This window comes from Burkholderia sp. MSMB0856 (assembly GCF_001524645.2).
GTDB classification, from domain to species: Bacteria; Pseudomonadota; Gammaproteobacteria; order Burkholderiales; family Burkholderiaceae; genus Burkholderia; species Burkholderia diffusa.
Genome location: NZ_CP013427.1, coordinates 1,647,341 through 1,671,371, shown reverse-complemented (window position 1 = coordinate 1,671,371; position 24,031 = coordinate 1,647,341). Strand labels below are relative to the sequence as shown.

Annotated in this window: 34 protein-coding genes; 6 read left to right on the top strand and 28 right to left on the bottom strand. The window is 63.8% G+C overall.

The annotated features are described in order from the left end of the window. Positions 1-17: 17 nt before the first annotated feature. The 17 genes from WS87_RS09050 to WS87_RS08970 all read right to left on the bottom strand — a co-directional run bounded on the left by WS87_RS09050 (position 18) and on the right by WS87_RS08970 (position 13,985). Positions 18-803 (bottom strand): phage baseplate protein, encoded by a 786-nt coding sequence (locus tag WS87_RS09050; RefSeq protein ID WP_059817478.1) that lies wholly within the window; start codon positions 801-803, stop codon positions 18-20. A 12-nt stretch (positions 804-815) separates the two neighbouring features. Next, the gene (locus WS87_RS09045) at positions 816-2,567 is read right to left on the bottom strand and encodes a hypothetical protein (protein WP_159085649.1); all 1,752 of its coding nucleotides are present in this window, start codon (positions 2,565-2,567) and stop codon (positions 816-818) included. Between the two features lie 133 nt (positions 2,568-2,700). After that, positions 2,701-3,246 (bottom strand): phage tail assembly chaperone, encoded by a 546-nt coding sequence (locus WS87_RS09040; RefSeq protein WP_082750600.1) that lies wholly within the window; start codon positions 3,244-3,246, stop codon positions 2,701-2,703. After that, a complete protein-coding gene (locus tag WS87_RS09035; protein ID WP_059817474.1) occupies positions 3,189-3,623 on the bottom strand; it encodes a phage structural protein in 435 nt (144 codons plus the stop codon). Before WS87_RS09035 ends, WS87_RS09040 begins: the two co-directional genes overlap by 58 nt. 61 nt (positions 3,624-3,684) lie before the next feature. Continuing rightward, positions 3,685-5,184, bottom strand: a complete 1,500-nt coding sequence (locus WS87_RS09030) for a DUF3383 domain-containing protein (RefSeq protein ID WP_059817472.1) — start codon at positions 5,182-5,184, stop codon at positions 3,685-3,687. Then, a complete protein-coding gene (locus tag WS87_RS09025) occupies positions 5,185-5,643 on the bottom strand; it encodes a phage neck terminator protein (protein WP_159085648.1) in 459 nt (152 codons plus the stop codon). 7 nt (positions 5,644-5,650) lie between these two features. After that, complete coding sequence (locus WS87_RS09020; protein ID WP_059817468.1) at positions 5,651-6,022, bottom strand: hypothetical protein; 372 nt, start codon at positions 6,020-6,022, stop codon at positions 5,651-5,653. Beyond that, positions 6,006-6,476, bottom strand: a complete 471-nt coding sequence (locus WS87_RS09015) for a hypothetical protein (RefSeq protein WP_059817466.1) — start codon at positions 6,474-6,476, stop codon at positions 6,006-6,008. Before WS87_RS09015 ends, WS87_RS09020 begins: the two co-directional genes overlap by 17 nt. After that, a complete protein-coding gene (locus WS87_RS09010) occupies positions 6,473-6,862 on the bottom strand; it encodes a DUF4054 domain-containing protein (protein ID WP_059817465.1) in 390 nt (129 codons plus the stop codon). Before WS87_RS09010 ends, WS87_RS09015 begins: the two co-directional genes overlap by 4 nt. Next, on the bottom strand, positions 6,859-7,278 hold the full coding sequence (locus WS87_RS33895; protein WP_059817463.1) for a hypothetical protein: 420 nt from the start codon (positions 7,276-7,278) through the stop codon (positions 6,859-6,861). Before WS87_RS33895 ends, WS87_RS09010 begins: the two co-directional genes overlap by 4 nt. 9 nt (positions 7,279-7,287) lie before the next feature. After that, entirely contained in the window at positions 7,288-8,247 is a 960-nt protein-coding gene (locus tag WS87_RS09000; RefSeq protein ID WP_059817461.1) for a DUF2184 domain-containing protein, read from the bottom strand. Positions 8,248-8,266: 19 nt separating this feature from the next. Further along, a complete protein-coding gene (locus WS87_RS08995; protein WP_059817460.1) occupies positions 8,267-8,758 on the bottom strand; it encodes a structural cement protein Gp24 in 492 nt (163 codons plus the stop codon). A gap of 30 nt (positions 8,759-8,788) precedes the next feature. Then, on the bottom strand, positions 8,789-10,006 hold the full coding sequence (locus WS87_RS08990) for a DUF2213 domain-containing protein (protein ID WP_059817458.1): 1,218 nt from the start codon (positions 10,004-10,006) through the stop codon (positions 8,789-8,791). Beyond that, a complete protein-coding gene (locus tag WS87_RS08985) occupies positions 10,003-10,728 on the bottom strand; it encodes a phage head morphogenesis protein (protein ID WP_059817456.1) in 726 nt (241 codons plus the stop codon). Before WS87_RS08985 ends, WS87_RS08990 begins: the two co-directional genes overlap by 4 nt. A gap of 19 nt (positions 10,729-10,747) precedes the next feature. Next, positions 10,748-12,181: a DUF1073 domain-containing protein gene (locus WS87_RS08980; RefSeq protein WP_059817454.1), complete on the bottom strand. Its 1,434-nt coding sequence runs from the start codon at positions 12,179-12,181 to the stop codon at positions 10,748-10,750. Between the two features lie 3 nt (positions 12,182-12,184). Continuing rightward, entirely contained in the window at positions 12,185-13,729 is a 1,545-nt protein-coding gene (terL, locus tag WS87_RS08975) for a phage terminase large subunit (RefSeq protein WP_059817451.1), read from the bottom strand. Next, a complete protein-coding gene (locus WS87_RS08970; RefSeq protein ID WP_218929482.1) occupies positions 13,680-13,985 on the bottom strand; it encodes a hypothetical protein in 306 nt (101 codons plus the stop codon). The genes terL and WS87_RS08970 overlap by 50 nt, the downstream gene beginning before the upstream one ends. A gap of 155 nt (positions 13,986-14,140) precedes the next feature. Here WS87_RS08970 and WS87_RS08965 point away from each other — a divergent pair, with 155 nt between their 5' ends. Next, positions 14,141-14,365 (top strand): hypothetical protein, encoded by a 225-nt coding sequence (locus WS87_RS08965; RefSeq protein WP_059817447.1) that lies wholly within the window; start codon positions 14,141-14,143, stop codon positions 14,363-14,365. On the opposite strand, the gene WS87_RS08960 is transcribed toward WS87_RS08965, so the two are convergent. From WS87_RS08960 to WS87_RS34215, 6 genes are all read right to left on the bottom strand, one after another. Further along, positions 14,362-15,969, bottom strand: coding sequence for a ParB/Srx family N-terminal domain-containing protein (locus WS87_RS08960; RefSeq protein WP_236873219.1), 1,608 nt, complete (start codon positions 15,967-15,969; stop codon positions 14,362-14,364). The two genes, WS87_RS08965 and WS87_RS08960, sit on opposite strands and share 4 nt — an antisense overlap. Beyond that, positions 15,966-16,166 carry a YodC family protein gene (locus WS87_RS08955; protein WP_059817443.1) on the bottom strand — a complete coding sequence of 67 codons (201 nt, stop codon included), beginning with the start codon at positions 16,164-16,166 and terminating at the stop codon, positions 15,966-15,968. Before WS87_RS08955 ends, WS87_RS08960 begins: the two co-directional genes overlap by 4 nt. A 545-nt stretch (positions 16,167-16,711) precedes the next feature. Next, positions 16,712-17,302 carry a hypothetical protein gene (locus WS87_RS08945; protein WP_059817440.1) on the bottom strand — a complete coding sequence of 197 codons (591 nt, stop codon included), beginning with the start codon at positions 17,300-17,302 and terminating at the stop codon, positions 16,712-16,714. A gap of 2 nt (positions 17,303-17,304) precedes the next feature. Then, positions 17,305-17,484, bottom strand: coding sequence for a hypothetical protein (locus WS87_RS08940; protein ID WP_059817438.1), 180 nt, complete (start codon positions 17,482-17,484; stop codon positions 17,305-17,307). A gap of 11 nt (positions 17,485-17,495) precedes the next feature. Further along, a complete protein-coding gene (locus WS87_RS08935) occupies positions 17,496-17,972 on the bottom strand; it encodes a RusA family crossover junction endodeoxyribonuclease (RefSeq protein WP_059817436.1) in 477 nt (158 codons plus the stop codon). Next, complete coding sequence (locus tag WS87_RS34215) at positions 17,962-18,939, bottom strand: YdaU family protein (RefSeq protein ID WP_082750596.1); 978 nt, start codon at positions 18,937-18,939, stop codon at positions 17,962-17,964. The genes WS87_RS08935 and WS87_RS34215 overlap by 11 nt, the downstream gene beginning before the upstream one ends. An 85-nt stretch (positions 18,940-19,024) precedes the next feature. Between WS87_RS34215 and WS87_RS33520 the strand changes: the two genes are divergently transcribed. Continuing rightward, positions 19,025-19,720 (top strand): hypothetical protein, encoded by a 696-nt coding sequence (locus WS87_RS33520; RefSeq protein WP_159085646.1) that lies wholly within the window; start codon positions 19,025-19,027, stop codon positions 19,718-19,720. On the opposite strand, the gene WS87_RS08920 is transcribed toward WS87_RS33520, so the two are convergent. The 3 genes from WS87_RS08920 to WS87_RS08915 are packed head-to-tail and all read right to left on the bottom strand — an operon-like array spanning position 19,642 to position 21,762. Then, positions 19,642-21,315, bottom strand: coding sequence for a DNA cytosine methyltransferase (locus WS87_RS08920; RefSeq protein WP_059817432.1), 1,674 nt, complete (start codon positions 21,313-21,315; stop codon positions 19,642-19,644). The genes WS87_RS33520 and WS87_RS08920 overlap by 79 nt on opposite strands. Continuing rightward, the gene (locus tag WS87_RS33515; RefSeq protein ID WP_159085645.1) at positions 21,309-21,476 is read right to left on the bottom strand and encodes a hypothetical protein; all 168 of its coding nucleotides are present in this window, start codon (positions 21,474-21,476) and stop codon (positions 21,309-21,311) included. Before WS87_RS33515 ends, WS87_RS08920 begins: the two co-directional genes overlap by 7 nt. A 1-nt stretch (position 21,477) precedes the next feature. Next, on the bottom strand, positions 21,478-21,762 hold the full coding sequence (locus tag WS87_RS08915; protein WP_236873218.1) for a DNA-binding protein: 285 nt from the start codon (positions 21,760-21,762) through the stop codon (positions 21,478-21,480). 199 nt (positions 21,763-21,961) lie between these two features. Between WS87_RS08915 and WS87_RS08910 the strand changes: the two genes are divergently transcribed. After that, positions 21,962-22,240: a hypothetical protein gene (locus WS87_RS08910; protein ID WP_059817428.1), complete on the top strand. Its 279-nt coding sequence runs from the start codon at positions 21,962-21,964 to the stop codon at positions 22,238-22,240. Positions 22,241-22,285: 45 nt separating this feature from the next. Here WS87_RS08910 and WS87_RS08905 read toward each other — a convergent pair whose 3' ends face one another. Together WS87_RS08905 and WS87_RS08900 are read right to left on the bottom strand one after the other, a co-directional pair. Continuing rightward, positions 22,286-22,495 carry a hypothetical protein gene (locus tag WS87_RS08905; protein WP_059817426.1) on the bottom strand — a complete coding sequence of 70 codons (210 nt, stop codon included), beginning with the start codon at positions 22,493-22,495 and terminating at the stop codon, positions 22,286-22,288. Further along, positions 22,495-22,815, bottom strand: a complete 321-nt coding sequence (locus WS87_RS08900) for a transcriptional regulator (protein ID WP_059817424.1) — start codon at positions 22,813-22,815, stop codon at positions 22,495-22,497. Before WS87_RS08900 ends, WS87_RS08905 begins: the two co-directional genes overlap by 1 nt. A 35-nt stretch (positions 22,816-22,850) precedes the next feature. Between WS87_RS08900 and WS87_RS08895 the strand changes: the two genes are divergently transcribed. From WS87_RS08895 to WS87_RS08885, 3 genes are all read left to right on the top strand, one after another. Next, entirely contained in the window at positions 22,851-23,264 is a 414-nt protein-coding gene (locus WS87_RS08895; RefSeq protein ID WP_059817422.1) for a helix-turn-helix domain-containing protein, read from the top strand. A 92-nt stretch (positions 23,265-23,356) separates the two neighbouring features. After that, positions 23,357-23,686 (top strand): hypothetical protein, encoded by a 330-nt coding sequence (locus tag WS87_RS08890; RefSeq protein WP_059817419.1) that lies wholly within the window; start codon positions 23,357-23,359, stop codon positions 23,684-23,686. An 89-nt stretch (positions 23,687-23,775) separates the two neighbouring features. Then, complete coding sequence (locus WS87_RS08885) at positions 23,776-24,027, top strand: hypothetical protein (RefSeq protein ID WP_059817417.1); 252 nt, start codon at positions 23,776-23,778, stop codon at positions 24,025-24,027. The last annotated feature ends 4 nt before the right edge of the window (positions 24,028-24,031 follow it).

The window sequence follows — 24,031 nt, the reverse complement described above, 5'->3', positions numbered from 1 at the left end:
GATAGGTAGTCGAATCATCACTTCCCCATTACAAAATCGATCACCTGCCGCACCGCCGACCGCTTGCCGGATGCGTCGGCGCCCTGCACATTCCCCTTCTGCGTCACACCGGCAGACTGCCTGCCAGACCGGCCAGACTTCTTCGCGCCGCTCGGCACCGACAACCCTGTGCCTTTCTTGGTCTCGACGATGAAGATGCGTCGACACGTCACGGTCAGCACGGCGCCGTGGATGCTCGACTGCTGCATCGCTACCGTCCTTATCAGCATGTCCGTGTACAGCTTGGACATGGTCTGCACCTCGATGGGCGAGCCGCTCTTCTGCAGCGCGACCAGCGAGTCGTAGATCTGGCCGATCCGGTTCTCGCCTCTGCTCTCGTCGCCGGCGATCCACGATGAGAAATCGGGAAGCCAAGGCGCGAGCGCGCGCGGTGTGACGCGCGCCACAACCGCGTTTGCCGATGTACCCGCGAACGAGGTCAGTTCGCGCTGCGCGCGCGCCAATGTGTCAGCGGTGAACGACTCGAATGACGTAGGCGCGCCGATCACATCGAGGAAGTCGGTCACGCCGCGAATGTTCACCGCACGCGCCAGCAGCGACGAATCGCTCGGCGGTTCATACGACACGACCATTCCAGAAACGACTACCTCGGAGGGTTTCAGGAACGCGTGGTCGGCCACCTCCGCACCCGACTCGACCGGGTTCTCAGTAATCTCCAGATCGCTCGTATGCGACTCCTCCTGCACAACGTCGAGCGTGATCGTGCCGATCGCCGTCCGCAGCACCTGCGCGCCTACTGCCATTACCCTCTCCCGTTAGCCGACAACCGCGCTTGCGGCATTCTGAATCGCCGCGCGGTTCTGCTGTTTTTGCATCGCTTCGAGCTCGCGCGCAGTCGCGCGCGGGTCGTCGCTCTGCACGTTGACGGTCGTGTGGTTCGTGACGTTCGCGTTGACCGTACGGCTGTTCGTCATCCCGCGTGGCGTGCCGGCGATCGGCGCCGCTCCCGCAGACGCACTCTGCACTTGCTTCGGCATAGCGGCCGCTGCGCGTGCGGCATCGGCGATCGCGCCGGCACCGGCAACGGAACCGTTCACGTCGACGGTGCCACCGCCAAACAGGCGAGCGACCGCGCCGATCGTCTTCTCGATCAGCGCGCCAAGGCTCGGAAAATATTTCTTGATCCGCTCGATCGTGGTGCGCACGAAGTCACCGATGCGCGAAAATGTCTTGATGAACAGATCCGCGACGCGGTTAAGCATCCGATCGACGGCCTCGCCGGCAGCCTCGAAGTCGCCCGTGAAGAAGGCGAAGAACCAGTCAAGCAGGTCTGCCATCACACCGAACGCCGTCGAGAACAGATCCCAGAGCTGCCCAAGCACTGCACCTATTACCGCGACCGTCTGCGCGAACCCGAGCTGCAGGTAATCCCACACCTCGCTGACGATCGCGATCACCGTCTCCCCGTTTCGCTCCCACCAACGCTCAAGGTCACGCAGGAACGCCTCAATCTCAGCGCGCACTACTGCGATCGGCTCGCGCAGCGACTCCCAGAACTCACCGAACTGGGACTCGCCGCCGTCGAGGTACGTCATGAAGTCGTCGATCAGCAGCAACAGCACACCGACCGCCGCAACGAGCCAGAACACGGGGTTCGTCGCGAACGCGAGCAGCGCTGCACGCTTGAACCACGCGAGCGCCGCGCCGACCAGCAGCAGCGCGACGCGCATGCCACCGATACCGTCGGTCACGCGCACGATGAAGCGGAACACGTTTACAAGCACCTGACCGACCGCGTACACGACCTTGATGAACCGGCTGATGCCCTCCTGAATCAAAGCGCGGTTGTTCCGCATCAGATCCTTCAGGCCCTGGGTCAGCGCCTTCAACTGCGGCAGGATGCCGACAGCAATGTCAGTGCGCAGCGCATCAAACCCGAACGCGAGGTCGGCCATCTGATCCTTCCACGCGCCGACTGCCTCCGCTTGCTCCGTAGTCGATACGCCCCACGAGTCAGCCTCATCGAACAATGCGTGCAACTCGTCGCGGGTGAGTCGAAGCATCTGGATCGATGAGGCGTCAACGCCGATTTTCGAAAGGAACGCGGACTGCTCCTGCGACGACATCTTCGCCATCTTGTCCTGCACGTCTCCGAGGATGTCGGAGAACCGCTTGACGCTTCCGTCCGCGTTCTTCGCTTTCAATCCATATTGCTCGAACGCCTTAGCGCCGCGGCCAACGCCGGAAGCGGCCTCACCGATCACCTTCGACACGCCCTTGACGGTAGCTGTTGCGCCAGCGAGCGATGATCCACTCTGCTCGGCCGCGTAGCCGAGGCGTTGAATAAACTCGACGCTTTCATCCGTCTCGCTTGCCAGATCTTTCAGGTCGTTGAGACCATCCAGCGCTTTCGCAAACCATGTCGTCACGCCAGCGGCCAGTCCGGCCACGGCCGCGCTGGCCGCGCCGGCGACTGTGACGATGCCCGACAGCTGCTCGCGGAAGGCTTTCGCTTGGTTCACGTCGGCCGCGACGCCTAGCTTCACCACGAATTCGTCAAGAGTCATCGCTTCCTGCCTGCTTTCGTCTCTGCTTCATGCTCGCGCCGGGCCACGTCCTCCGCCTGGTCCCACGCCCGCATCGCCTCGTGCATATCGCACAGGTCCGCGAGCGTGTACACCGTGCGCAGCTGGTCGAGTGTTACGCCATTAAATCGTCGGGCAATTGGCCCCCAGACGAACCAGTCGATTCCGTCGTCTTCCCTTTCTGGAATCGCGCCATCAGATCCCGGAAGAGACTCGAAAAGGCGCTTGCGCCGAAAAAATCGGAGAACTGATACTTAATTCCGGCCATCAGCAGCGGGAGCATGTGCCCGCGGTGCTCGTTGAAATGCTCGCTGAACTTGTCGCGAATGCGGTATTCGCGACCGCCGACCGAGGCGACCGTCGATGCCCACACGATCTTTTCGAGCTGTGCGACCTCGGGCCGCCCGAGGTTCGACAAGATCGTGGAAATGCAGGTGGTCGCGATTGCAGTCGCGTCGACGTCGTCGGCCGAGCCGAAGCCGCCGGCCTTCATCCCGTTCAGCAACGCACCGGCGTTCTTCAGCGCGTTCCACGCGGCAACCGCGTCGGCCGGCGTCATCACGTAGCGCACGTCGTCCAGTTCGATCTCGTGTTGCTTTTCCATCAGTTCCAGAGCCCCTTTTCCAGTTCCATATTGAGTGTCTCGAACTCGATCACCCATTCGGTCGGGTTGTGGCCGTCACCGCGCGCGAACTTGGGACGCGTGGTGAAAAAACCTTTGCTGGCCGTCACGACGTCCTCATTGAGCAGGTCGCGGATGTTCAGCTCGAGCGGCGTGAACGACTTCAGGCGCGTCTCCTGCTGGGTTCGGAGCCCGTTGAGGTACTTGTTGTCCGGGCTGTGCTGCTTGATCTTCAGCGTCACCTTGCCGGACTGGTTTGCCGACGCGACGAACACGCCCTTGCCGTTCGCGCCAATCGTGGTAGCGCCCGCGTCCGTGTTGTATTCGGCCTGGATGACGTCTGCGCCATCCGACCAGTCGTCGATCGGCACACCGTTGATCAGAACCGAAACCTGTTTCGGGTCAAAAACTGCCATTTCTCAGGCTCCAATAAAAACCCCCGCCGAAGCGGGGGGCTGGCGTTGAGGAACCGACCGATCAGCGGTCGAAGTTGACGATCACATCGACGCCGTGCACGGCGCCGCCGAGCTTGAGTGCGGTCTGGATCGGGGGCATCTTCCGTTTCTCACGGTCGCTTGTTGACAGGGTGTCGACGCTGTCGCACCAGGCGTAAAACCCGTCCTCGAGATAGTCGCCCTTCGCAAGCGTGCCGAACGAATCGCCATTCCACACGCCGGGTGCGAAGGCTCCGTTCTTTCGCCCTTCTTTGCACACCCGCTCCACCGCCGCGATGACCTGCGGCGTGCCGAGATCCGTGAGCGGAATCTTCGTCGGGCTGCGGTATAGCGTGGCGAAAACCTCCTTCTGCACCGCGTCGACGAACCAGTCGAGAATGTGGATCTCGTCGAAGAAGCGGCCGCCGACCACCGTACCCTCGGCCACCATCGCCGCTTCATCGAAATACGTGTAGAAATTAAGGCCGAGCCGGCGGCACTTGTTCGCCTCCGTGAGCCCTAGGTTGTCGGCCTCGACCGTCGGCAGCGTCTTGAACTTCATCGTCAGCGTCGAGTTGTTCGCCGCGAAGTTCACCGACAGCCCGCGCGCGAGGAACGACAGAATCGCGTACGGATCAGTCTTGTCGTACGTGGCGACCGTCCGGTAGTTGCTCTTGTCGTACAGGCGCTTGAACACGTTACCTGCAGCGAACTCGATGTGCTGCGGATTCGTGGTCGTCACGCCGAAGATCTTGCCGCGCGCGGCCTGCGTCCAATCCGACACTTCCTTCAGTTGGTCGTCGCTCAGTTGCGCGGCGACCGCCAGCGCGTACCAGCCCGGCTGCTTGTCCTGAATCGCTGCGGCTGCCTCGGTAATCGTCTCGGCCGGCAGCTCGACGGCGGCCGCGCCGGCAACGACGCGTCCCTGCCCGTTCTCCAGCTTCATCAGTGCGCCAAGGTACGTGCCGACCTGGCTGTCATCCGACACAAAGCGGAATGACGGGCCGGCGCCGGCTTCGTCCGCGGTGAACGCGAACCGGTTGCCGGTCTCGTCGAACGAGCATTCCCAGCCGACATTCTCGTCGGCCGCCGCGTTGATCGCGTCTACGACATCCGCAAATGTTGCGACGTTCGTCAGGTCCAGCGGGCCGATTTGCGTCGCGACATCACCACGGGTGATGGTCAGATAGCCGGCACTCGCGCTGCGGAATTCGGACAGCGGCGCGGTGACCGGCGACCCGATCAGCGCGGCGGCCGTCGCAGGCAGCGAGCGGTCGGTCTTCAGCCATCGGCCGATCATCATCTGCTTCGGGCGCGGCTGCTGCGCCATGAATCGCCGCGTCGCCCGCGCCGTTTCCGAATTCGTGCCAAACGCGGCCTCGACGTCGGACTGCAGCCCTGCATCGATGTACAGGGTGCTCGTGTCGTTGAACACGTTACCGGCCTCCGGCGTGAGCAGCAGCGTCATGCCGAAGTCACGACGCGAAGGCGCCTGCGGCTGCGTGTTGAGCTGGACATTTACGACATCATCAATGGGCAGCATCTATTGCTCCGTATGGGGTGGTTCGATGGTGACCTGCTCGAAGGCCAGGTCGGTGCGGGCGAAAACACTGACGCGCTCGATCGGCGCCAGCGGCCGCTCAACCGAATGTGTGTGTGCGAGCGTCGCCGTGAACTGCGCACGCTCTTCCGGCCCGCCGCCGATGGCGGCCGAAACGTCGATCACGGGACGAAATCGCAGGATCGCGGCGCCGACGCGGTTCCTCAGCGCCGACAGCGCCTCGCTCGACTCGAACGCGAGCTGCAGCTTCGACAGCAGCGCATACGCATTCGTCCCGAATGCCTCGAACTGCACATCGGTGAGCAGCGAGCGGCGCAGGATCTCGACCTCGCGGTCGCCGTCGTAGGTCCGGTGCGCGGAACCGATAGGCGTGTCGTTGTTCGCCGTCACTACGACGAACGGGTCGCCGCCGGTCGGCCCAGCGTCCCATGTCGGTCGCACTGCACCGTCAGGTAACGACAAAAGCTCCCGCACGAGGTCGCGAAGTGGCTTTGTGTTCAGTTGCGAGCGCGTAGTAATAGCCATAGTCGGACCAGTCAGAATCCGCCGTGACGCGCCAACGCGCGCCGTGGTGCAGCACGAAATCGGATGCGGCCAGCGGCGCGCCGGAAAACACGGCGATGGTTGGAAAATGCCGCTCACCCTCAGGACGGGATTCGAGCTGCGCCTTGCTCGCCGGATGGACGACGCCGGTAACGCTGCCCGGCTCGTAGGTTTCCTCCCACTCGCCAGACGACGCCCGCGCGCCCACCGCGCGCTCGATCGCGATCTCGTGCGCGCCGAGGTCCGGATCTGTTACGACATCACTGAGATCGAGCATCACGCACCTCCGACGTAGTGGACTGGATCAGGTTGCCCTCGTCGATCAGCGGTCGACTACTGCCTTTGCGCGCGATCGTCTCCGGCTTGTTCGGTGCGAAGTTCCCCTTCCGCACCTCGGCCTGCACCGTGCCGACAGCGGCCACGCCAGCCGCCTCGTATGCGGCATCGACCGACCCTTCGCCGCGTGCGGCGCGGCGCAACCCGTTCGCGAGAACGCCCTGTATCTGCTTCTGACCGTTCTCGATGCCCTGCTGGATGAACAGACGCGCTTCGAGCCCCTTCTCGGGATCACCGAACGACAGGCGCGCGGCGAGCTGCGCATTCGTGATGCCGGAGCCGGGATGGAGCTCGGCGCCAGTCGCCGTCGGATAGCCGACGACAACCTCACGCTTCGTCGTCCGCTCGAGCATCGCAATCAACCGGTCGAGGCCGGGAAAGTTCGATCCGCTCATACGACCAGTCCTCCCGCACCAACGATGCGGCGCAGCTTCAGATACTCCTGCCCCCATGTGGTCGCCGCAAGCCACGCGTCATCACCTGTCAGCGCAGTCGGCACCGCATAGCTCGCCTGCACTTCGCCGGCCTTCTTCGACGTGGCCGTGAGCACCGGTTTGCCGCCTGTCCGCTCTGCGGCGCGCGCCATCACGAGGAAGTGCATCACCAGCCCGCACGCGGTGCGCTGGTAGAAGCCGCCCCAGCGCTCGCGGTCGAGAAACGGCAGTACGTCCCCGATCGCGAGCAGGACAATGTCGTCGTCGAACGGCTTGGACAGCGCGGCGAACCGGGCTCGGACGTCGGCAACTGTGATCGGTGCCCCGCGCGACGAGCGCGCGCTCACGTCGCTTTGCGGCCCCGCCTCTGCGCCGGCGTCGGCGTTTCGGCGGAACCTTCCCTGGCTTCGTCCGTCTCCGGCTGCTCCGGCTGCTCCGGCTGCTCCGGCTGCTCCGGCTGCTCCGGCTGCTCCGGCTGCTCCGGCTGCTCCGGCTGCTCCGGCTGCTCCGGGACACCTGCGCCCGTGGACGCCCCAAATTCGCCGCCCCCCGGCAGCACGGGCGCCGCCGGCGCGAGCGGCTCTTCAACTTTGACGACCACCAGCTCGCCATCCGCGATCTGTGCGCGCGCGGCGCGCCCGCGCGCGAAGGCTTCCCACACCCCGATCGGTATCGGACGCGTTGCGCCCGGCGGAATCTCGACGGTGAAATCAGCGCCACGAATCACCGAGCTGGCGCGCGTCGTGTTCTTGATGTCCAGCATGACACCCCCTTATCCCATCACGTCGTCGACGTAGAACGCCGTCTTCGGGTAGCGGAACTCAACGCCCGAGTAGCGGTATTCACCGTTCACCAGCATCTCCAGCCCACGTTGCTCCGGCGTGTGGAACATGAGCGGCATCGGGATGTGGAACGCGATGTTCTCGCGCGACTTCTCGTAGAACATCATGCGGCTGGTCTTGCCCTTGCCGGCCGTTTCGAGATCCGCCGCCGCGCGGAACGTGATCTCGATGTTGCGCTCGGTCTTCGAGATGTTGTTCTGCCGGATGTATTCGAGGATCGTCGTGTCGGAGTTGTCCGAGCGCGGCGTGCTGGACAGGTGCGCCAGCACCGTGCCCGGCATCGCGACGGTATCGACAACGCTGTTGCGCTTCGTCGTGGTCCAGACCTGCGTGATCTGGTCATTGACGAATTTCAGCGCTTGGGCCGGCGTCGCCGTCAGCAGGTTCACGCCCGCGCTCGATTGCGGCACGGCCGGGCAGTTGAACAGGCCCGTGAGCTCTTCCTCGCCGTACAGGCCAACCTCGTTCATGTGCGAGCGCCAGGCCTTCATCGCGGTTTCCTGACGATCGCCGTCGAGCGACTGCTGCAGCGCGGCGGCCGTGCGCAGTTCGGCGAACGTGTACGCATAACCGATCGCGCTGCCGACCACGGGCACCGACTTCTCGCCGTAGAACACATCGACGCGCGGGATATCTCCACCTTGGCCGGAATGGCGTTTGCCGCGGCCCGCGAAGTCCTTCATGCGGTAGTTGATCGCCGTCACGTGCGGCCCGGCCTCGGTCGAGATCGGGATCAGCGCCTCGTAATCGAGCGGTTCCCGCTTCTTCTCGTAGACCTGCGTCTCGTAGTATTCGAGCTGCGAGGTCAGAAACGCGAGGCCCGGCTCCGAGTCAATCGCCAGCGCCGGCATACGACGCAGGCCGTCCAGAATCAATTTCTTGCGATCCATTTCGTTGCTCTCCCTTCCTTTACGGGGCTGCGACCGGCGTCTTCATGCCCGGTACACGGTTGATAACGACGACGCCGACCTGACCCGGCTCCGTTTTCGTTTCCCACTCGGCGCCCGCGATCTGTGTGCCGGCGCCAGTGGCGAGCGTGCCGTCGCCCGCATACTTCACCGGATCACGCGGGTTGCAGCCGTCCTTGCACGTGGCCCAGATGCGGCCGGACTGCAGCGCCGGCAGCGTCACATCGGGCTCGTAGAACACCTCGCCCTCGAGGTTGGCAGTGAACGTGACGTGCCGAACCGAGATCCCCGCGAACGCCTTCGCGCGCGGGTCGCCGGGCAACACGTATTCGCCACCGACATCGGTGTAGAAAACGGCCACGCCGAACTCGATCGGCGTCGCGCCGCGGTTCGTGCTGTTGAAAATCGTCGCCGTGTTGTTGTCGACGATCAGGCCCGGAATGCCGCGCTCGAACTGCGCCGGCGCGTAGTCGCTCAAATTGATGCGATTCATGTGGATTGCTCCGGTTGGTTGTGATCCGCGTTACTGCCCGCGGCCGTTCATCCGATCGATAAAGCTGGTACGCGCCGCATCGGCCGTCTTCTGGCCTCCGCCACCAGACGCGTCATTGACCTGCTTCGACTGGTTCAGCGAGTCGATGACCGGGTCGCGGCGCACGTAGCTGTCGCCCGTCGGCGTCGTGCCGACCGTTGCGGCAAGCACGCCGAACGCCTGGCGCAGCGTCGCGTCGTCTGCCGCGTCGAGCGCCTTACCACCGAGCACCGCGTCGACGACCGGCTTGTGGTCGCTGTACAGCGCCTTGATGACCTCACGGCGGTACTGCGCGCACGTCTTGCCCTTCGAGTCGACGGTCGGTGCGAGCCGTTTGCCGCCTTCGAGCATCTCGGCCCAGTCCGCGACCATCGCGTCGCGCTGCTGCGGCGTCATGGCGTCCTTCTGCGCCTCTTCGAGCTCGTCCTCCAGCTCTTCGACCTCGTCCTCGAGCTCTTCGCTGTCGCGCAGCGCGATGGTCTTGTTACGGATCTTGATCTTCCGGTCGAGCCGCGAATTCAGGTCCGCGACTGTGGCCGTCGAATCGGCCAGCCGCTTGGTCAGGTTGTTCACGGCGGCAGCCGCAGCCTCGTCGAGGCTGAACGGTATGCCGTCGATCGTGATCTGGATCGGCATTGCTGTTGCTCCTTTGTGATTGGTTGGTTGTGAATCGCCGACGCGGCACACCGGCCCGCACCGACCGCGGCGCACAAGCGCCGTGTGGTTGCCTCGAATGTCGCGCTGGACGCCTTCGTATTCCTCGCCATCCGACGTGACGCCGGGCGTCCAGTCGTACACCGCGGTATAGCCGCCCGACAGTTCCTCACGCACCTTCGTCTCGACCTGATCGATGGCGTCGGCATCCATGACCCACGCTTCGCCGTTCAGGAGATTCAAAGCACGATGCGGCGCGCGCATCAGACCGACCGACAGTTCGCGCCAGTTGTCGGCGGTCACGCCGTCCGGCGGGTGGTCGATCGTGATCGGCTGGTTGTCGAACGACGCGATCGCATCCGGGTGAAACACTTCCTCGGGTGGACGATAGATCCGCACCTCGCGCATCGGATCGCCGTCGAGACCAAGCTCGTGCGCGAGATAGATCTGGATGCCCGTGCGTGCGATGACCGCGGGTGCCACGAGATACCCCTCGGGCGTGCGCCGACGTTCGCCCAACGCCGCGTCGAACGTGTGCTGTATGCGTTTGCTCATTCCTCGTCGTCCAATTTGAAGCGCGGCAGCGCCACGCAGCGGCAGTTCACGTCATGGCCCGGGTGGCCGGTTTCGGGCGGCGGGGAGTCCCACCGGAACACCTTCCCGTCGTTCTCCGCGTGGCTGTCGCGCACACGTTCGTCGCCGCTCGTCTGCCACTCGTATTCCTCGATGCCGAGCGAGGTCTGTCGAGCCTCGGTGACGCCCGAGTTCAGCTTCGCGGTCTGGTCGCGAGCGATCAGCTTCGCGCGCCTCTCGGTCACACCTGTCTCGTCCGCGATCGATTCGACGATGGCGCTGTAACGCTGGCCCTGCTGCACCGACACCATCACCTGTGTCGCGACGCGCTCGAAGTACTGCTGCGGCACCGACTTGATCAGCCGCACGTTCGTCGCAGCCGCAGCCTCCAGCACGCCCCCGAGGTTCTGCATCTGGAGCGCCGCGCGGATATCGACGCCGATTGCCGCGTTCACCGACGCGCGCAGCGCCTCGGTCGCGCTCTCGTCGCAGATCTCTGTCATGCGCCGCGCGAGCAGCCGCGCACGCGCCGCAACGTGCGTGGCGACACGCGCGGCCGCCGCGTCGAGCGCCTCGTTCAGCGCGCGCACGAACGCGCTCGCCATGTCGTCGGCCGTGTAGCTGTACTCGGCCTCGTCACGCTGCAGAACCGGCAGCACGTCGGCGCGCACCGCGTCGGAGCACGCGTGCACGATCGCCAGCAACTGCGTGCGATACCAGCTTTCAGCTCGCCGGTTTGGTCGGCTCGGTCGAACGCGCGACAGACGACGCCGGCGCACGCGGTTCACGCGTGCCAGGTTCGCTAGGGTCATCTCCATCGGGTTCGTCCGGGTCGTCGTCAAGCGGCTCGTTCAGCTCCGCTGCGAGGTTGATGTCCTCGTCGGTGATCTGGTAGGTGTCGTTCGCCTGCAGGCGGGTCATGATCTGGCGATCGATCGGTAGACCGATATCGACCGCGTAAATCTTGTCCGTCTCAGCGCGCGTCTTCTCGGCCGCGGCCTGCTCGGCCTCGGACAGTTGCCACAGAGGGTTGAACTCGATCACAAGATCGTCGAGGCGGCGACCGAGCGCCGACATGGACATGACGTCGTAGATCGTCTCGACCTGCGGCCGCAGCTCCTGCTCCTGCCGCGCCTTCAGGCCGTCGTAATAGTTGCGGATGTCGCTGTCGCCCGTCGCGTTCATTCCCTTCGGTGCCTGGCCAAACAGCCGCGTCGCCGGAATATCGGACGCACCCGCCACGCGCTGCTGGAACATCGCGCCGATGCCGTCGATGCCAGAGAACGAGATCGCCTTCTGCTCGTACTGATCGTTCTTATCGAGCAGCGTCATGCCGACAAACGACTTCATCAGCGCGACGAGCTCGAAGCGCTTTCGAACGCGCTCCGTACCTTCGTCGGTCGCGAGCATGTCGCGCAGCCCCTCGACCTGCAACACATTGACGATCGCCTCAAACATCATCGACGCCGTTGCGCCCGCGACAGTTTCATCATTGCGCAGCTCGTCGTACACGGCCTGCAGCACGCTGTCGTGCCAGTACTGGTTGCGGCGCAGCTCGTCCCACGGCAACAGCGCACCGTCCGCGAAAATGAGACGGCTACTGTGGATCGACTGACTCGTGTTGGCGACGCGAAACCGCGACGGCCGCCAGTAGTCTGGGCGCTCCAAATCGATCTGCATCAGCAGCGTGTCGGGCGTCAGTTGCCACCGGTCGAGCACGACAAAGCCGAGCAATGAGCCCTTGCGGATCCGATCCACGCGCAGCGGCTGCGCGGGATCGTCGCCGGCGATCGAGATATACAGCGCCGATCCGCCGTACAGTCGCCCCCACTTCAGGTTGTCGCCGACGCGCGCGATCACCCCATAGCGCTTCTCGGCCTTTTCGAGCTTCGACTTCGCGCCCTCGTCATCGGTCTCGAGGCGCAACCACTCGCGCGTCATGTCCTCGGCCGGTGCGTCGACAATCTTCCGCGCGAGCCAGTTGTGGCGGTACATGACTGTAAGTTCCTCGCGGTCGATGTTGTCGCCCCGCCGGAACTTGCTATGCGCACGCTTATCGCGCGAGGTCATCATGCCGGCGACCAGATTCGACAGTGCGTCACTGGTGCGCACGCGCGCGTTGCGCCGTGTGAACGGCACCTTAAATTTCTCGAACATTCGTCAGTTCCATGCGCTCCAGTCGGAGGCGTTCGCCAGCATGTCGGTGGTCGCATCGACCAGCGGATCGATCTGGTCGTCGTGCGCGTGCGTGTCGTCCGCCGTGAACGCGTTCAGCTCATTCACGAAATCCAGCACCCACGGCGCGCTCTCGGGAATCACCGCGAGGCCGGCCGCCCAGTAGCTGTTGACGTCCATCACCCGGCGCAGCTTGTCGGTGTCGCGCGGCAGCGGACGCACGGGAATAAGGCCGTGCTTCTTGATGTCCTGAATCAGCCCCGTGCCGCTTGCCTTGTCCTCGATAACCATCTCGCGTAGCGGGCCGCCCGCGCGGTGGTCGTATGGCTTGTGCTTCGCCCAGAAGTCGAGCGCCGCCTGCCGAAGGTCCGGCGCCTCCCACTTGTCGCGAATCTGGTCGAGCAGGTAGATGTGCCCGTCGTCGCCCGCGCCCCAGCACTGGAACACTGAGTAATCGTTTCGCTCGGTGGTCTTCTGTGCCGTGTCGACGAAAATCTTCCGATACAGGATGCGCGGCAGCACCTTGTACCGCGGGAACCACGCGCCCTTGATGATCCCGCCACCGAGCGGCGACGGACGCTGCATGTACTGCCCCGAGTGCACATACGGCGCGACGCGCTCCATTTCGAGCTGGTCGGACAGCGGCTCTTTGTACGGCCAATAGCTGAAGCGACCGTCGGCATCCTTCTCTGACAGTTCGACCAGCTTCCGCACGTGCTCCGGCAGCGCGGCGACGTATTCGTCGGTAATCAGCGCCGGGATCTCCACATACTCCCATTCGCCCGGCAGGTTGCCTTGCTTGATGAACCCGGTCGGGTCTTCCTCGGCCAGGCGCTGCATGATGACGATGATCGGCGTGTCGGGGATCGCCTTCCGGCTCTTTACCGTGGACAGCAGCTTTCGATTCGCCTTGTCGCGATACGTCTTGCTGTACGCGTCCTCGACCTTCAGCGGGTCGTCGATGATGATGGCGCCCTGCCAGCCCTCGGCCATATGTCCGGCGCGAAACCCGGTGATCTGGCCGGCGAGCGACACCGCATAGACGCCGCCAGCCTTCTTCCCGTTGACGACGACGTTCCAGCGCTTCTTCGACTTCGCGTCGGACGCGATCGCATGCGGCCACTTTTCCTGGTACTCGTCGGACTCGACAACCTCGCGCGCCGTCTCGCTGTTCAGCAGCGCGAGGTCGTCCGAATACGAGATGTGCAGGAACCGCGCCCACGGGTTCAACGCGAGCCCGCGCGCGATCAGGTTGATCACCACCATCTCGGTTTTCGACGAGCCTGGCGACACGTTGATGACGACATTCTTCGTCGTGCCGTCGATGACACGCTGGATCACGTCCGCGATCAGCACGTGATGCCAGTTGACGCGGAACTTGATGCCCTGGCGGTGCTTGAAAAAATACCGCGTGAAGAACAGGTGGTCCGTCTCGCACAGCTGCTTTGCCACTGCACGCTCGACGGCCGGGTGGACGCTCTCAGTATTCGCGCTGGAGCTTGTCGAGCGCCTCTTTGACTTCCCGTTCATCCACGATGTGCGTCCGTTGTTCGACCGGGCCTCCATCGCGCCCGGTCAGTTCGACCGACTGGGGGGATTCTTTCCACCCGCCGCGGGTCTTCAACCAGAAAATCATGCTCGCCACGTTGCCGCCGGCGGCCTTCTTGAACAGCGCCTGCGCGACCTTCGTGTTCGCCTTCACGAGCCCTTCGGTCAACTCGCGGCGGAAGTGCTTTCGCAGCGTCGGCACCGAAATCGGCTTGCCCTTCGCGTCGAGGACGAGCATCACCATGTCTTCCTGGGGAATGCCGAACGCGGCGAGCTGCTCAACGAGCGCGCGCTGTGCAGCCGTTGAATTGAAACTCGGTCGTGCCATAGCGAATGGGGCTTGCTTCGACGTGCGCTCCGCGTAGAGTCGCAGCCATTCATCAGGAGCCCGTCATGAAAACGAAAATCTCGATCGTGCGCGAGCACATGGCCGCCGACCGTTGGCAGGAAGCAATCCGCATCGCAGCACGCTTCCCGCAGCTTGGCGAGGAACGCGCGGCGATCCTCGATGCGCACGGCGCCTACACGAACCCGCGCTTCTGCTCGCAGCTCGGCAAGGATGTCGAATCGATGAAGCTCGCCGGCCAGCGTGCGCTCGTCATGAAGTATGGCGACTAAGCCGTTTCCTCCAGCTCATCCGCTTCCGGCATCGCCACATCAACAACGCCGCATGCATCGGCGGCCGCGCGCGGATCGCCCTTCACGAAGATCAACACATTTTGATGAGTCTTCCCTAACTTCCGCGTCGCCGAGAACGAACGGCCGACACGGATCGGCAACGAGCCCGCTTGCGTCACGAGAATCGCTTCGTTGTAGTAGCGCAGGCCCGCGTCGCGGAACGCCGCAATCGTGTCGGACACGAAGTTGCGATAGATGCCCTTCGGGTCACGAACATCCCCGACCACGAAGCACGCGAAGCGGTCGTCGCGTAGCCGCGCGGCCGTCGCGGCAATCACAGCCCGATAGCCGGCTAGGAAGTCCGGATAGTCCATGTTCGACAGGTCGGCCGGATCCTCGCTGTACACCTCCAGATCGGCATACGGCGGACACGAGAACACGAGATCCGCATCGACGTCGCCGACGTGGCGCGCAAGCTCACGGCTGTCGCCGACATGCCACGCCGGCGGCGGGCAATCGTCTCGACCAACCTCCGCCCACTGCTCGCGGTTCGCGCTGACCTGCTCGCCGCGCAGATCGCAACCGACGTATTGCCGGCCGAGCAGCGCGGCCACCACGCCGCGCACCGAACCGCCGGCGAACGGGTCGAGGACGATGCCGCCCGCCGGGCAGAACCACCGATAGACGATCTCGCACAGCACCGGGTCAAAGATGCTGGTCGAACCCTGCGTGTTCACGTCCGGGTTCGCCGCGTAGAACTCATCCCACGTCACGTCGCGCCCTACCGCCGCCGCATATGCATTCTTCGCCGCGTACACGGCGGGCGGCTGCGACGAGTCCGAATACGTCAGATTTCCGTCGCGGCCGGTTTCCGATTCGAGGCCGAGCGCGATCCACGAACGCTTTCGGTCCTGCCACCAGCCGTCGCGAGCGTTGAACACCGAAAACGGCGGGATCAGGAACCTGTCGGCCAACGACTCGCGCGCCACGGTGACCGCAGCACCTGCGGCGCCGCCGCCGAGCAGCGTGTCGAGCTCGACCGCCTCGAACCCGAGTAGGTCCACGTCGAAGCCTCCGTCGCGCAGTTCGGTCACTTCGAGCCGCAGCAGCTCGTCGTCCCACCCGGCGAGCAACGCGAGCTGGTTGTCGGCGATCACGAACGCGCGGAACTGAGTCTCGGTCCACCCGGACGCATCGAGCACGGGCGCCTCGCCGTCGGGAAACGGCTCGGCGCCGCTCGAGCGGCCAGGCGGCGGATACAGGCGCTTGCCGGCGCCGTATAGCATACGGATCGCAGCGAGTGTGCCGTGGCCTTTCGCGATCACCCCGTCGCGCACAACGATCGCGCCGACCATGCCGAACTCCTCAATGCTGGCGGCGATCTGCGCTATTTGCGTTTCGGAGTGGGTGCGCGCGTTGCGCGCGTATGGGATCAGGCTGTCGATCGAGCAGGTGGAAATTTGCAAGGTTGGACCTTTTTTATAGATGAAAAAAACGGTCACAACAGCAAACTGCGCAACCCGAGAGCACAAACAAAAAAGGCCCGCTCCGGAGAACCCGGGCGGGCCGAATACAGCAAGTCGAACGGCGTGGGCGCGACTCACACCGCCTTCAGCATCTCCTGATCGAAAATGCTTTCCTGCACAACGTTTCCGTCGAACCACGTGCACTGAACCGGCACCTCAACGCTCGGGTATTTCGTTTTCAGCGCCTTGATCAGAGCAGGATTAGTGACAACTCCAGCAACCGTCATCTTCGGGCCACCGCTTTTCAGTTCGACCGTATCACCCTTCGTGAACATCTGAGTCTCCTCGTAGATTTAACGATCCACTGACATCTGGGCGAACCGCGCATATTCAAGGACCAGACGTGAAAAGTCCCGTTTGCTCTCACTAAGCGGGCTTACGTGAACGGGAGCAAATGAGCCAATCTCCGCGCCCGGGTTTACCTGAATTTCGGTGCCATCCAGTTATGTGAGGATCGTAATCCCACTACGGGAGTTGGAGACCAAAATGGCCATCTACAAGAATGAGAATTATTTGCAGCAGAGTAATCATGTTGCATTTGACGCAATCCTTTCACCCGGATCGCTAACCCCACATTCAGGGATCTACCGATGCGAAGGATGTGGCCAAAATGAAGTTTCTACGCACAGCCATCCCCTTCCGCCTCAGAATCACCATCAGCACACGGCACAGCAAGGCACGATTCGCTGGAGACTCATTGTTGCGACGCACTAACAAAAAAGCCCGCTTTCGCGGGCTTCTTTGCTTCAGACGCACGTATGACGTGTATCGAATACGGTGGATTATTGCAGGTAAAACCTGCAACCGCAAGAAGATGGCATCAGGTAGCGGCCTCGGCACCGATCCAACCTAGCTCGTCAAAGCGCCGCTCGACGACGCTCCACGCGACCTGAATCACACCTGGCTCACCGGTTTTCCGGTCACCGTCGAGCCAGCGACGCACGGCGGCCATGTGGTACGCGACCGTGCGCTCGCTCGCGTCGCAGTCCTTCGCGATATCGGCCAGATTGCATTTCACGCCGAAGATCCGCTCGACGATGGCGCGCCGCACGCGGTAGTGCGAGAAACCCGATGCATACGCCGCCGATGCCTCGGTGAGCCACTGGATGGCCGCCTTCCATTCGGCGTTCGGCCGGCGGCCGGAGCAACACGCATGACCGCAGCTGCACGAGATGTCGTGCGGCGCGGCGCGAGCGATCAGCACCGCGAGATGTAGGTCGGGCAGCACCCACATTTCCCGGCGGATCTGGCCGGCCTGCCCGGCTCCGTCGAGCCCGACGAGCCCCACGCCCGTGCCGACCGACTCGCCGCGCAAGCGCTTCGCCAACATCGTCTCGCCATACTGCTGCAGCGAGTAGCACAACGCAAAGCGCACTGCGTCGAACCCGCTCTTGAACTGGACGTCGGACATACTCACGCCCCCTTCGCCGCGAGTTCGGCACCGGCGATCGCCAGTGCCAGCATGCCGGATTCGCCATGTTTCGCCAGCACTTCGCGCAGGTCGGCCAGCGCCGTCTCCACCTTCGCGGCCTCGTCCGGTCCCATCATCGCGACCGCGCCGCGGATCATCATCAACTGCTCCAGATCGCTCATCGTTTCCCCCTTCACGCCTTCTGCAAATTCAGCTCAATCACTTCGACTCGCACGCCCGGCGTGCGCGTGTACCGCTTCGAAATCCATCCATCGATGATCTGCGCGTCGTCGACGTACACGACTCCGTTGAGGCCGTCCTCGATAGCCTTGACCACGTTGCTCCAGTCCGGCTTCTTCGTCGCGCCGATCAGCCCCGCGGCAGCCGACGCCTGGCGCTTCGCCGACCAGCTCGCAGGGATCGGCACGCCGATGTGCACCACGAAGCGCACCGGCCCGTCGAACGGCGCCGCGCCGCGCATCGCCACGTTGGCGGCGATCTTCACGAGGTTTTCGTAACGCTCCGTCTTCTCCGGCGTAAATGCGCGAACGTGCGCGCCTTGGCGCGCGAAACGTGGTCGGCCCTTCGCGACCGGCGTACCGGGCACGACGAACTCAATGCGGCGTGCCACGGGTGACGACGCGATCAACGGTTGCTGCTCACCGGCCATCGGTTCGGTCCTCCTTCGGTTGGTTGAGAATTGCGCCGGCCGGCACAAGGCCAGGCGAGCGGAAACGCCGATCGAGCTCGTCCCACCACGGCCCGTCGCCCGCGGCGCGGTACACGCGAATCCGAAAATCCATGTCCGGCTCATCGGCGCCCTGCGCCAAGCCAAGCTGGCCCCCCTTCGCGACGATGCCCGACCATGACGTGTGCCAGGGCCCGGCCGACAGTCCCGTCGCAGCCGACGGCGCGGCACGCGCGGCGAGCGCGTCGCCGACGATCGCGTCGAGCAAGCCGACGTTCACGGGCTGCTGCGACCGCGCCTTCGTTCGCCGCTGGCGAGCCTCGGCAATCGCGGTCGCGAGCATGTCAGGCGTCATGCCGGCGACCACCCACGCAGCGACACGCGAATCGTTCGGCTCCGCGTCGACGCCGTTCGCGGCGAGCGTTTCGAACAGTGCGGCGGCAGGCGGCAATTCGTCGCGCGCGCAACCACCAACCTCTGCTGTGCCGCCGCCGCTTAGGTTTTTTATATGGCTATGGCTATGGTTAACCAGCGCGGGTTGTCCGCTGGGTTCCGATTGGGTTTCCGACTGAAAACCCATTGGGTTTTGTAGTGGATTATCCGGTGGGTTGTCGGGAGGCGGATTTTTGCGGGGCCGGCCGCCCTTCTTTCCGTTCTCTCGGTTCGCAATCGCTTTCGGCTGCGCCTTCTCGATCTCGATGTCGATGCGCTTCTGCCGGTAGCCGTCATCCGTCAGATCGAAGAACTGGCCGAGAACGCTGTCGACCGCGCGCTGCTCCGCTCGGTCGGTCGCGCGTGCGATGCGATACACCGCCTTGCGGTCAGGCGGCAGCGGCTTCTCGCTCGAGTAATAGAAATCCATCAGACGGCCATAGGCACCGTCCTCGATCATGGACAGGTGGATGGTGTCGCGGGTGTAGTCGCCGGGAAAGCGCTTGTAGAAGATCATGGCGCCCACCTGTCGCGAATGTGAGCGAGCGACGCCGGCTGTTCGGTCATGCTACGATCCTCCCCCAATTCGCAGTGGGGAAAGCATGGACGCAACTCTGTTCTGGAATGCAGCAACTGCCGTCAGCACGTTCGCAGCTGCTGTCGTCGCGCTCGGAATCGCGGTGGCTGACCAACGCCGAATCGCCGCGACCGAACGGGCGAGCGCAAGATTGGCTGCGATCGGGATCGAGCCCAAGCTCAAAGCAATCCGAGAAGACATCCGCGCGGGTTACGCGAGCGTCGATCGAGAAGACGTGCCCGAGAACAAGCTCGTATTTGGCCTGCACCCAGTTACAAAGGCGATTCTTGAAGACGACGTCAGGTCCGGACCGCGATACGCAATGTTGCAGCAGATGCGGGTCATAATCCGACGCTGCGACGGTTTGATTGTCCCCACCGAAATCGAGAAGATCGCGGCCCTGCCTAAAAACTGCGCCGCGAACATCATGAAAGCCCGAGTTTTGATGATGGAAGCGGACGAGGAAATCGTCGACGCGCTCAACGAAGAACGCCCCATCCCACAGATTCGGCACCTCAAGGATGTAAAAAAGGTTCTCGCAGAAATCGCCAAACTCGTGACATCTGCCGCTGAGACGTGTACTTACGAAATCAATGAGCTGACCAAGCCGCGAGGGCGGTGGTCGCGTCTCCGAGGCGTAGATCATGCGACCTCCGCTGGCGAATCGACGGAAAGAGCGACGGCAACAGGCCGCACCCAGACCGGCGTCGCCGAAAGCTGAAACGTCTCGCCCGTTTCCGCAAGCAGCAGCGTCGTGCCCATCACCTCTGCGATCGCACGCGCCGCTTTCGGCGGCACTGCGTTGCCAATGCGCTCGCGCCACGCCTGATCGGATAGGCCGTCGAGCTCGAGATACTCCTCGGGTTCGACGAGCGATTGCAGCGCGGCCAGCTCGAGCGTCGTGAACGGCCGGTGCCACGTTCCATCGAGCGCGCGGATGATCGCAACGAGCTTGTCGGACGCCGCCGGGAGGCGCGGATCGGCCACCGACCATCGACCGTTGTCGTGGCCCGCGGCCGCAGACACCGCGCCGGAGTGCTGCTCCCACCCGACGACCCCGTAATGGCCGCCGGTCAGATACGCGTCGCCGCGCTCGCGGCGCATGCCCGACCTCGGGTCCTGTACGCATTGCCCCGTGCCGTGCGCGCTCGTGACAGCGCCAGCGGCACCGTCCCACGGCACGATTCGGAATTCGTTGTTGTGTTTGGCCGGGCCAGCGTGGCGCGGATCCGCGACGCTGAACGTTCCTTGCCCGGGATTCGTGCCCGCAGTGATCGCGCCCGAGGCTTCGTCCCAGCGCAACACGCCATACTGCTGATATTGAGCCGCCCCGACGACGTGACGCGGATCGGCCACCGAGAAGGCACCGTTCGTCGGCCGAGACTCTCCCGCGACAGTGCCGGCCGGCTCGTTCCAGTCGACCACACCGATGTGGCCGCCGCGGCGTTCCGGCAGGATCAGGTAATCGCGCAGGTGGCCGTTTTCGACCACCAGCTTCTCAAGACTGCGCCAGTCGCTGCCCGCCTCGACGAACGCGAGACGCACCCACGTTTTCCACTGCAGCGACGGCACGCGGTGCATCGGGCCCGCCGTCGGGTCGCCAGGCAACGGCATGCGGCCGAGGACCGTCCCAACGCCCTGCAGGCGCTTGAGCGGCGGCTCGTACAGGAACGCCGGCACCTTGGCCGTATGGCGCGCGACCAGCAGGAAGCGCTTGCGGCTCTGCGCGAGCCCGGCGATCAAGCCGCAGTCGTGGGTGGTTTCGTTGACCGCGTAGCCGTAGTGTCGCAGCAGCTGCACGATCTGGTCGAGCAGATGTCGGCCGCGCGACGCGAGGCGCGGCACGTTCTCGAACACGATCAGCTCGACCGGGTCATCCTTCCACGCCTCGCACATCAGCCACACACACCGGAGCGTCAGCTCGTTGAGCGCCTGGTATTTCGGCGTCCGGGACTTGCTCTCCGACAACAGCCCCGACGCGCCCTTGCACGGCGACGAGATGAACACGCAATGCGGATGCTCGTAGCCGGCCGCGCGACGGATATTGTCAGGCGTTGCCTCGCTCCAGCCGGGCGGCGGTTCGGCCCCGTTGAACGCCGTGTACTGCTCGCGCGTGAACAAGTCCATCACCGTGCACGGCGTGCCGACGAGCTGCTCGAAGTCGCGCGCCGCGGCCGGGTCGTTGTCGATCCCTCCGATGCAGCGCCACGTCGCACTCATGTTCCCGACGCGGGACTCGGCCTCGATGTACCCTTTCGCCCCACCGCCGAGGCCGCAGCAGAAGCCGAACGTGTTGTACTCGCGACGGATCACCATCCGGCCACCTCGCGATCATTTGCCGCCGCCCACCCGCAACCCCAGATACGGGCGAACCGCGCGAGCGCGCCGTGCGTAAGCGGGTTTTCGTGGAACGGGATACCGGCGCGCGCCGCACGCCAACCTGCGCGGAACGCCGCGCTCACGAACAAGGCTTCCATGTCAACGCCCCGCGCCGCACTCGCCGCCGCCGGCGCGCGCGCATTCGCAGAACATGCCGACCTTCCCCATCGTGCACATCGCGTCGAGGTAGTCGCGCGTCACGACGACGTGGTCGAGCGCGGCGAGCAACGCGTCGAGCTTGTCGAGGGTGATGCCGGCCGGCTTTTCCTGCACGAGCTTCGACGGCATGGATTCGTCCCACCCGGTCGCCTCCAGCAGGCGTTGCTTCTTCTTCGGATCGTTGAGCGCGGCGCGAATCGCTGCCGCGATACTGGAACGCATCATCAATGAAATCGGCTGATTCATGGGAGTTCACCACCAATTCAAAAACTAAGGAATGCCCATGAACTCAGCGTCGAATACGCTGGCGGCATGGACACGAAACACACAGCTGCCCGAGGCGGCCTTAACGAGATAGGCGTGCTCGCTGACGTGGGAGACTCGTTGCTCTTCACTTCAGCAACCATTCACGAAGGGAGCACGCGTGAACCACAATCTGACCGATCTCGAACGGCGACTACGCGAACTCGAAGTCCGGCAGACCGACCATCAAGTCGAGATCACCGTTCTCATCGCCCTCGCCTCCAGCTCGCTGCAGGCGCTTTCGCAAGAGCAGCGAGAAAAAGTGAAAGCGGAATTCGAATCGCAATGCGAAGCACTGATCGCAGCAATGCTCGGAACGGCCGGCGTCGACGTTGATCGGCAACTCGAACAGGTAGCGCTGATGCGCGAGCTTTTCGCGCCATCGTTCGACGCTGATTGAGCACCCAGTACCGGACGGCCGGCGGAATCGGAAGTTTGTCAGCCATCAGCCGTTCCGCTTCGACGCGACGTCCATGACGGACATGAGCGCAAGGTTGAGTAGCAAGCCGACGAGAAACCCGACGACGAGCGCCTCGCTTGTCGTCGACTCGCGGCCCGCGAAGTGGAGGCAGATGGGATCGAGGCCGAAGCCGGCCGCCGGCAGCGCGCCGATCGACGCAATGAGGCCGAGGCAGAAAAGGATTGCGCGGCGCATCACGTCCCCTCGTTCACCGGAGCCTCAACGACGTCCGCGAGGTCGGGCCAGTACCGGTGCCAATCGTCGGGCCGCAATCGACGCCGGCTGATACCGTACAGTTTCTCAATCAGCTTGCAGTGGCGTGCGGCGACGGGCCGGTTTCGCGTCGGGTTATCGCTGACCCACTGCGACACCATCTGAGGTGACACTTCAAGTGCTCGCGCGAAATTGCTCGGGCCGCCGGCGACATCCACCGCCTCTCGAACCGCGGCAAGAACATGGGATTTGATCGTGTTCATGGCCCAAGAATAAAGCAATGCTTCATCAATATCAAGCATTGCCGCTAATCTTAAAGCAATGATTTAATCTGCCTATGAAGTCGACCAATGACACCGCTGAGATGGCGCGCCGCATCACCCAGGCGCTCGAAGAGCTTCCGCTCCCGCTGGCCGAAGTAGCGGCCGCGTGCGGCGTGAGCCCGCAGGCCGTCAACGGTTGGAAAAGGACCGGGCGCATCGGTAAAGATCAACTGCCGAAGTTGGCCCAGTTGACCGGGCGTCCGTTGTCATGGTGGCTGGGGATTGATGAGGCGGAATCAGCCGGTTCACCGCGTGACGCAGCGATCGAGAAGCTGATTCGGGTGGTCGGCGGCCGCAGTGCTGAAGAGGTCGAGGCCATCGCAAACGCGCTTGACGCGCTGCTCCGACTCGGAGCTGGGTCTACCGATCTAACGAAAAGCGAGTTCATGATTCCCCGGCCCGCGAAGAAGAGCACTCGGGCAGCCTAAGACGCCAAAGCCGCGGAAGCGGCTATTTTCTCGCCATTTCAATAGCTATTCCCAATCGTCGATGGGGTTTTTGAGATTTCCCCTATGCTGCGATGATCGTCTTTCTGGTCTTGCCGAACCTTATTGACATGGCCGAATACCGGGCCGCACACGGCGGTTCCGGTTCAACACGCCCTACCTCCATACCGGCCACTGGCAAAGGCCGGCGCGCAACGCTGCTTAAGTTCCGCGCGCCCCTCTCGCCGCGCACCGACTCATCGGATCCTGATGGGCCAAATGGCCAGCTAGTCATCACAATCTCAAGTGGCGACCTGTACTTCAATCGCGCCGGCGATCTCGAAGGCAATGACGCACTCACCCGCTACTGCCTCGCCGAAGTACTGGCTCGGCTCATCCGCAGCGATCCCCTGTTGGGCTTCTAAAGCACTCGTTCAGAAAATAAAGCACCGCTTGCTTATCTAAAAGCATTGCTTTACCATCCATTCCATCGCTACCCAACCGATGGACGAACATGATCACGACCAGCACCGCAGCAACCCAGCTCACCGCCCTCGAGGCACAGCTGAACGCCATCGCCGGCCGCCCGCTCGAACTCACGATCCGCGGCGCCCGCGCATTCACCTTTTCCTTCGACGAGTACGACCCCGCCGCCGGCGCGCGCGTCGCGCGCTTCTTCTCGCCGATGGCCGTCGCGACGGTCGAGGCAGACGCAGAATGCGGCACGTTCGTCTACGTGGACGTGCCCGAAACGCTGCACTCGTAAGGCG

What these genes read in the sequence shown, in the direction of transcription:
- WS87_RS08940 (WP_059817438.1), bottom strand. Translation starts at nt 17,484, where the DNA reads ATGAGCGATCTGGAGCAGTTGATGATGATCCGCGGCGCGGTCGCGATG.
- WS87_RS08890 (WP_059817419.1), top strand. Translation starts at nt 23,357, where the DNA reads ATGATCGTCTTTCTGGTCTTGCCGAACCTTATTGACATGGCCGAATAC.
- WS87_RS08935 (WP_059817436.1), bottom strand. Translation starts at nt 17,972, where the DNA reads ATGGCCGGTGAGCAGCAACCGTTGATCGCGTCGTCACCCGTGGCACGC.
- WS87_RS08970 (WP_218929482.1), bottom strand. Translation starts at nt 13,985, where the DNA reads ATGCTCGTCCTCGACGCGAAGGGCAAGCCGATTTCGGTGCCGACGCTG.
- WS87_RS09020 (WP_059817468.1), bottom strand. Translation starts at nt 6,022, where the DNA reads ATGCTCGATCTCAGTGATGTCGTAACAGATCCGGACCTCGGCGCGCAC.
- WS87_RS08905 (WP_059817426.1), bottom strand. Translation starts at nt 22,495, where the DNA reads ATGCGCCGCGCAATCCTTTTCTGCCTCGGCCTCATTGCGTCGATCGGC.
- WS87_RS08945 (WP_059817440.1), bottom strand. Translation starts at nt 17,302, where the DNA reads ATGTCCGACGTCCAGTTCAAGAGCGGGTTCGACGCAGTGCGCTTTGCG.
- WS87_RS08980 (WP_059817454.1), bottom strand. Translation starts at nt 12,181, where the DNA reads ATGTTCGAGAAATTTAAGGTGCCGTTCACACGGCGCAACGCGCGCGTG.
- WS87_RS08990 (WP_059817458.1), bottom strand. Translation starts at nt 10,006, where the DNA reads ATGAGCAAACGCATACAGCACACGTTCGACGCGGCGTTGGGCGAACGT.
- WS87_RS08955 (WP_059817443.1), bottom strand. Translation starts at nt 16,166, where the DNA reads ATGTTCACGAAGGGTGATACGGTCGAACTGAAAAGCGGTGGCCCGAAG.
- WS87_RS08965 (WP_059817447.1), top strand. Translation starts at nt 14,141, where the DNA reads ATGAAAACGAAAATCTCGATCGTGCGCGAGCACATGGCCGCCGACCGT.
- WS87_RS08895 (WP_059817422.1), top strand. Translation starts at nt 22,851, where the DNA reads ATGAAGTCGACCAATGACACCGCTGAGATGGCGCGCCGCATCACCCAG.
- WS87_RS09045 (WP_159085649.1), bottom strand. Translation starts at nt 2,567, where the DNA reads ATGACTCTTGACGAATTCGTGGTGAAGCTAGGCGTCGCGGCCGACGTG.
- WS87_RS09035 (WP_059817474.1), bottom strand. Translation starts at nt 3,623, where the DNA reads ATGGCAGTTTTTGACCCGAAACAGGTTTCGGTTCTGATCAACGGTGTG.
- WS87_RS08920 (WP_059817432.1), bottom strand. Translation starts at nt 21,315, where the DNA reads ATGGTGATCCGTCGCGAGTACAACACGTTCGGCTTCTGCTGCGGCCTC.
- WS87_RS08995 (WP_059817460.1), bottom strand. Translation starts at nt 8,758, where the DNA reads ATGAATCGCATCAATTTGAGCGACTACGCGCCGGCGCAGTTCGAGCGC.
- WS87_RS09015 (WP_059817466.1), bottom strand. Translation starts at nt 6,476, where the DNA reads ATGAGCGGATCGAACTTTCCCGGCCTCGACCGGTTGATTGCGATGCTC.
- WS87_RS09000 (WP_059817461.1), bottom strand. Translation starts at nt 8,247, where the DNA reads ATGGATCGCAAGAAATTGATTCTGGACGGCCTGCGTCGTATGCCGGCG.
- WS87_RS33515 (WP_159085645.1), bottom strand. Translation starts at nt 21,476, where the DNA reads ATGGAAGCCTTGTTCGTGAGCGCGGCGTTCCGCGCAGGTTGGCGTGCG.
- WS87_RS09040 (WP_082750600.1), bottom strand. Translation starts at nt 3,246, where the DNA reads ATGGGTGATCGAGTTCGAGACACTCAATATGGAACTGGAAAAGGGGCT.
- WS87_RS09050 (WP_059817478.1), bottom strand. Translation starts at nt 803, where the DNA reads ATGGCAGTAGGCGCGCAGGTGCTGCGGACGGCGATCGGCACGATCACG.
- WS87_RS33520 (WP_159085646.1), top strand. Translation starts at nt 19,025, where the DNA reads ATGGACGCAACTCTGTTCTGGAATGCAGCAACTGCCGTCAGCACGTTC.
- terL (WP_059817451.1), bottom strand. Translation starts at nt 13,729, where the DNA reads ATGAACGGGAAGTCAAAGAGGCGCTCGACAAGCTCCAGCGCGAATACT.
- WS87_RS34215 (WP_082750596.1), bottom strand. Translation starts at nt 18,939, where the DNA reads ATGATCTTCTACAAGCGCTTTCCCGGCGACTACACCCGCGACACCATC.
- WS87_RS09030 (WP_059817472.1), bottom strand. Translation starts at nt 5,184, where the DNA reads ATGCTGCCCATTGATGATGTCGTAAATGTCCAGCTCAACACGCAGCCG.
- WS87_RS08900 (WP_059817424.1), bottom strand. Translation starts at nt 22,815, where the DNA reads ATGCTTGATATTGATGAAGCATTGCTTTATTCTTGGGCCATGAACACG.
- WS87_RS33895 (WP_059817463.1), bottom strand. Translation starts at nt 7,278, where the DNA reads ATGCTGGACATCAAGAACACGACGCGCGCCAGCTCGGTGATTCGTGGC.
- WS87_RS08915 (WP_236873218.1), bottom strand. Translation starts at nt 21,762, where the DNA reads ATGATGCGTTCCAGTATCGCGGCAGCGATTCGCGCCGCGCTCAACGAT.
- WS87_RS08885 (WP_059817417.1), top strand. Translation starts at nt 23,776, where the DNA reads ATGATCACGACCAGCACCGCAGCAACCCAGCTCACCGCCCTCGAGGCA.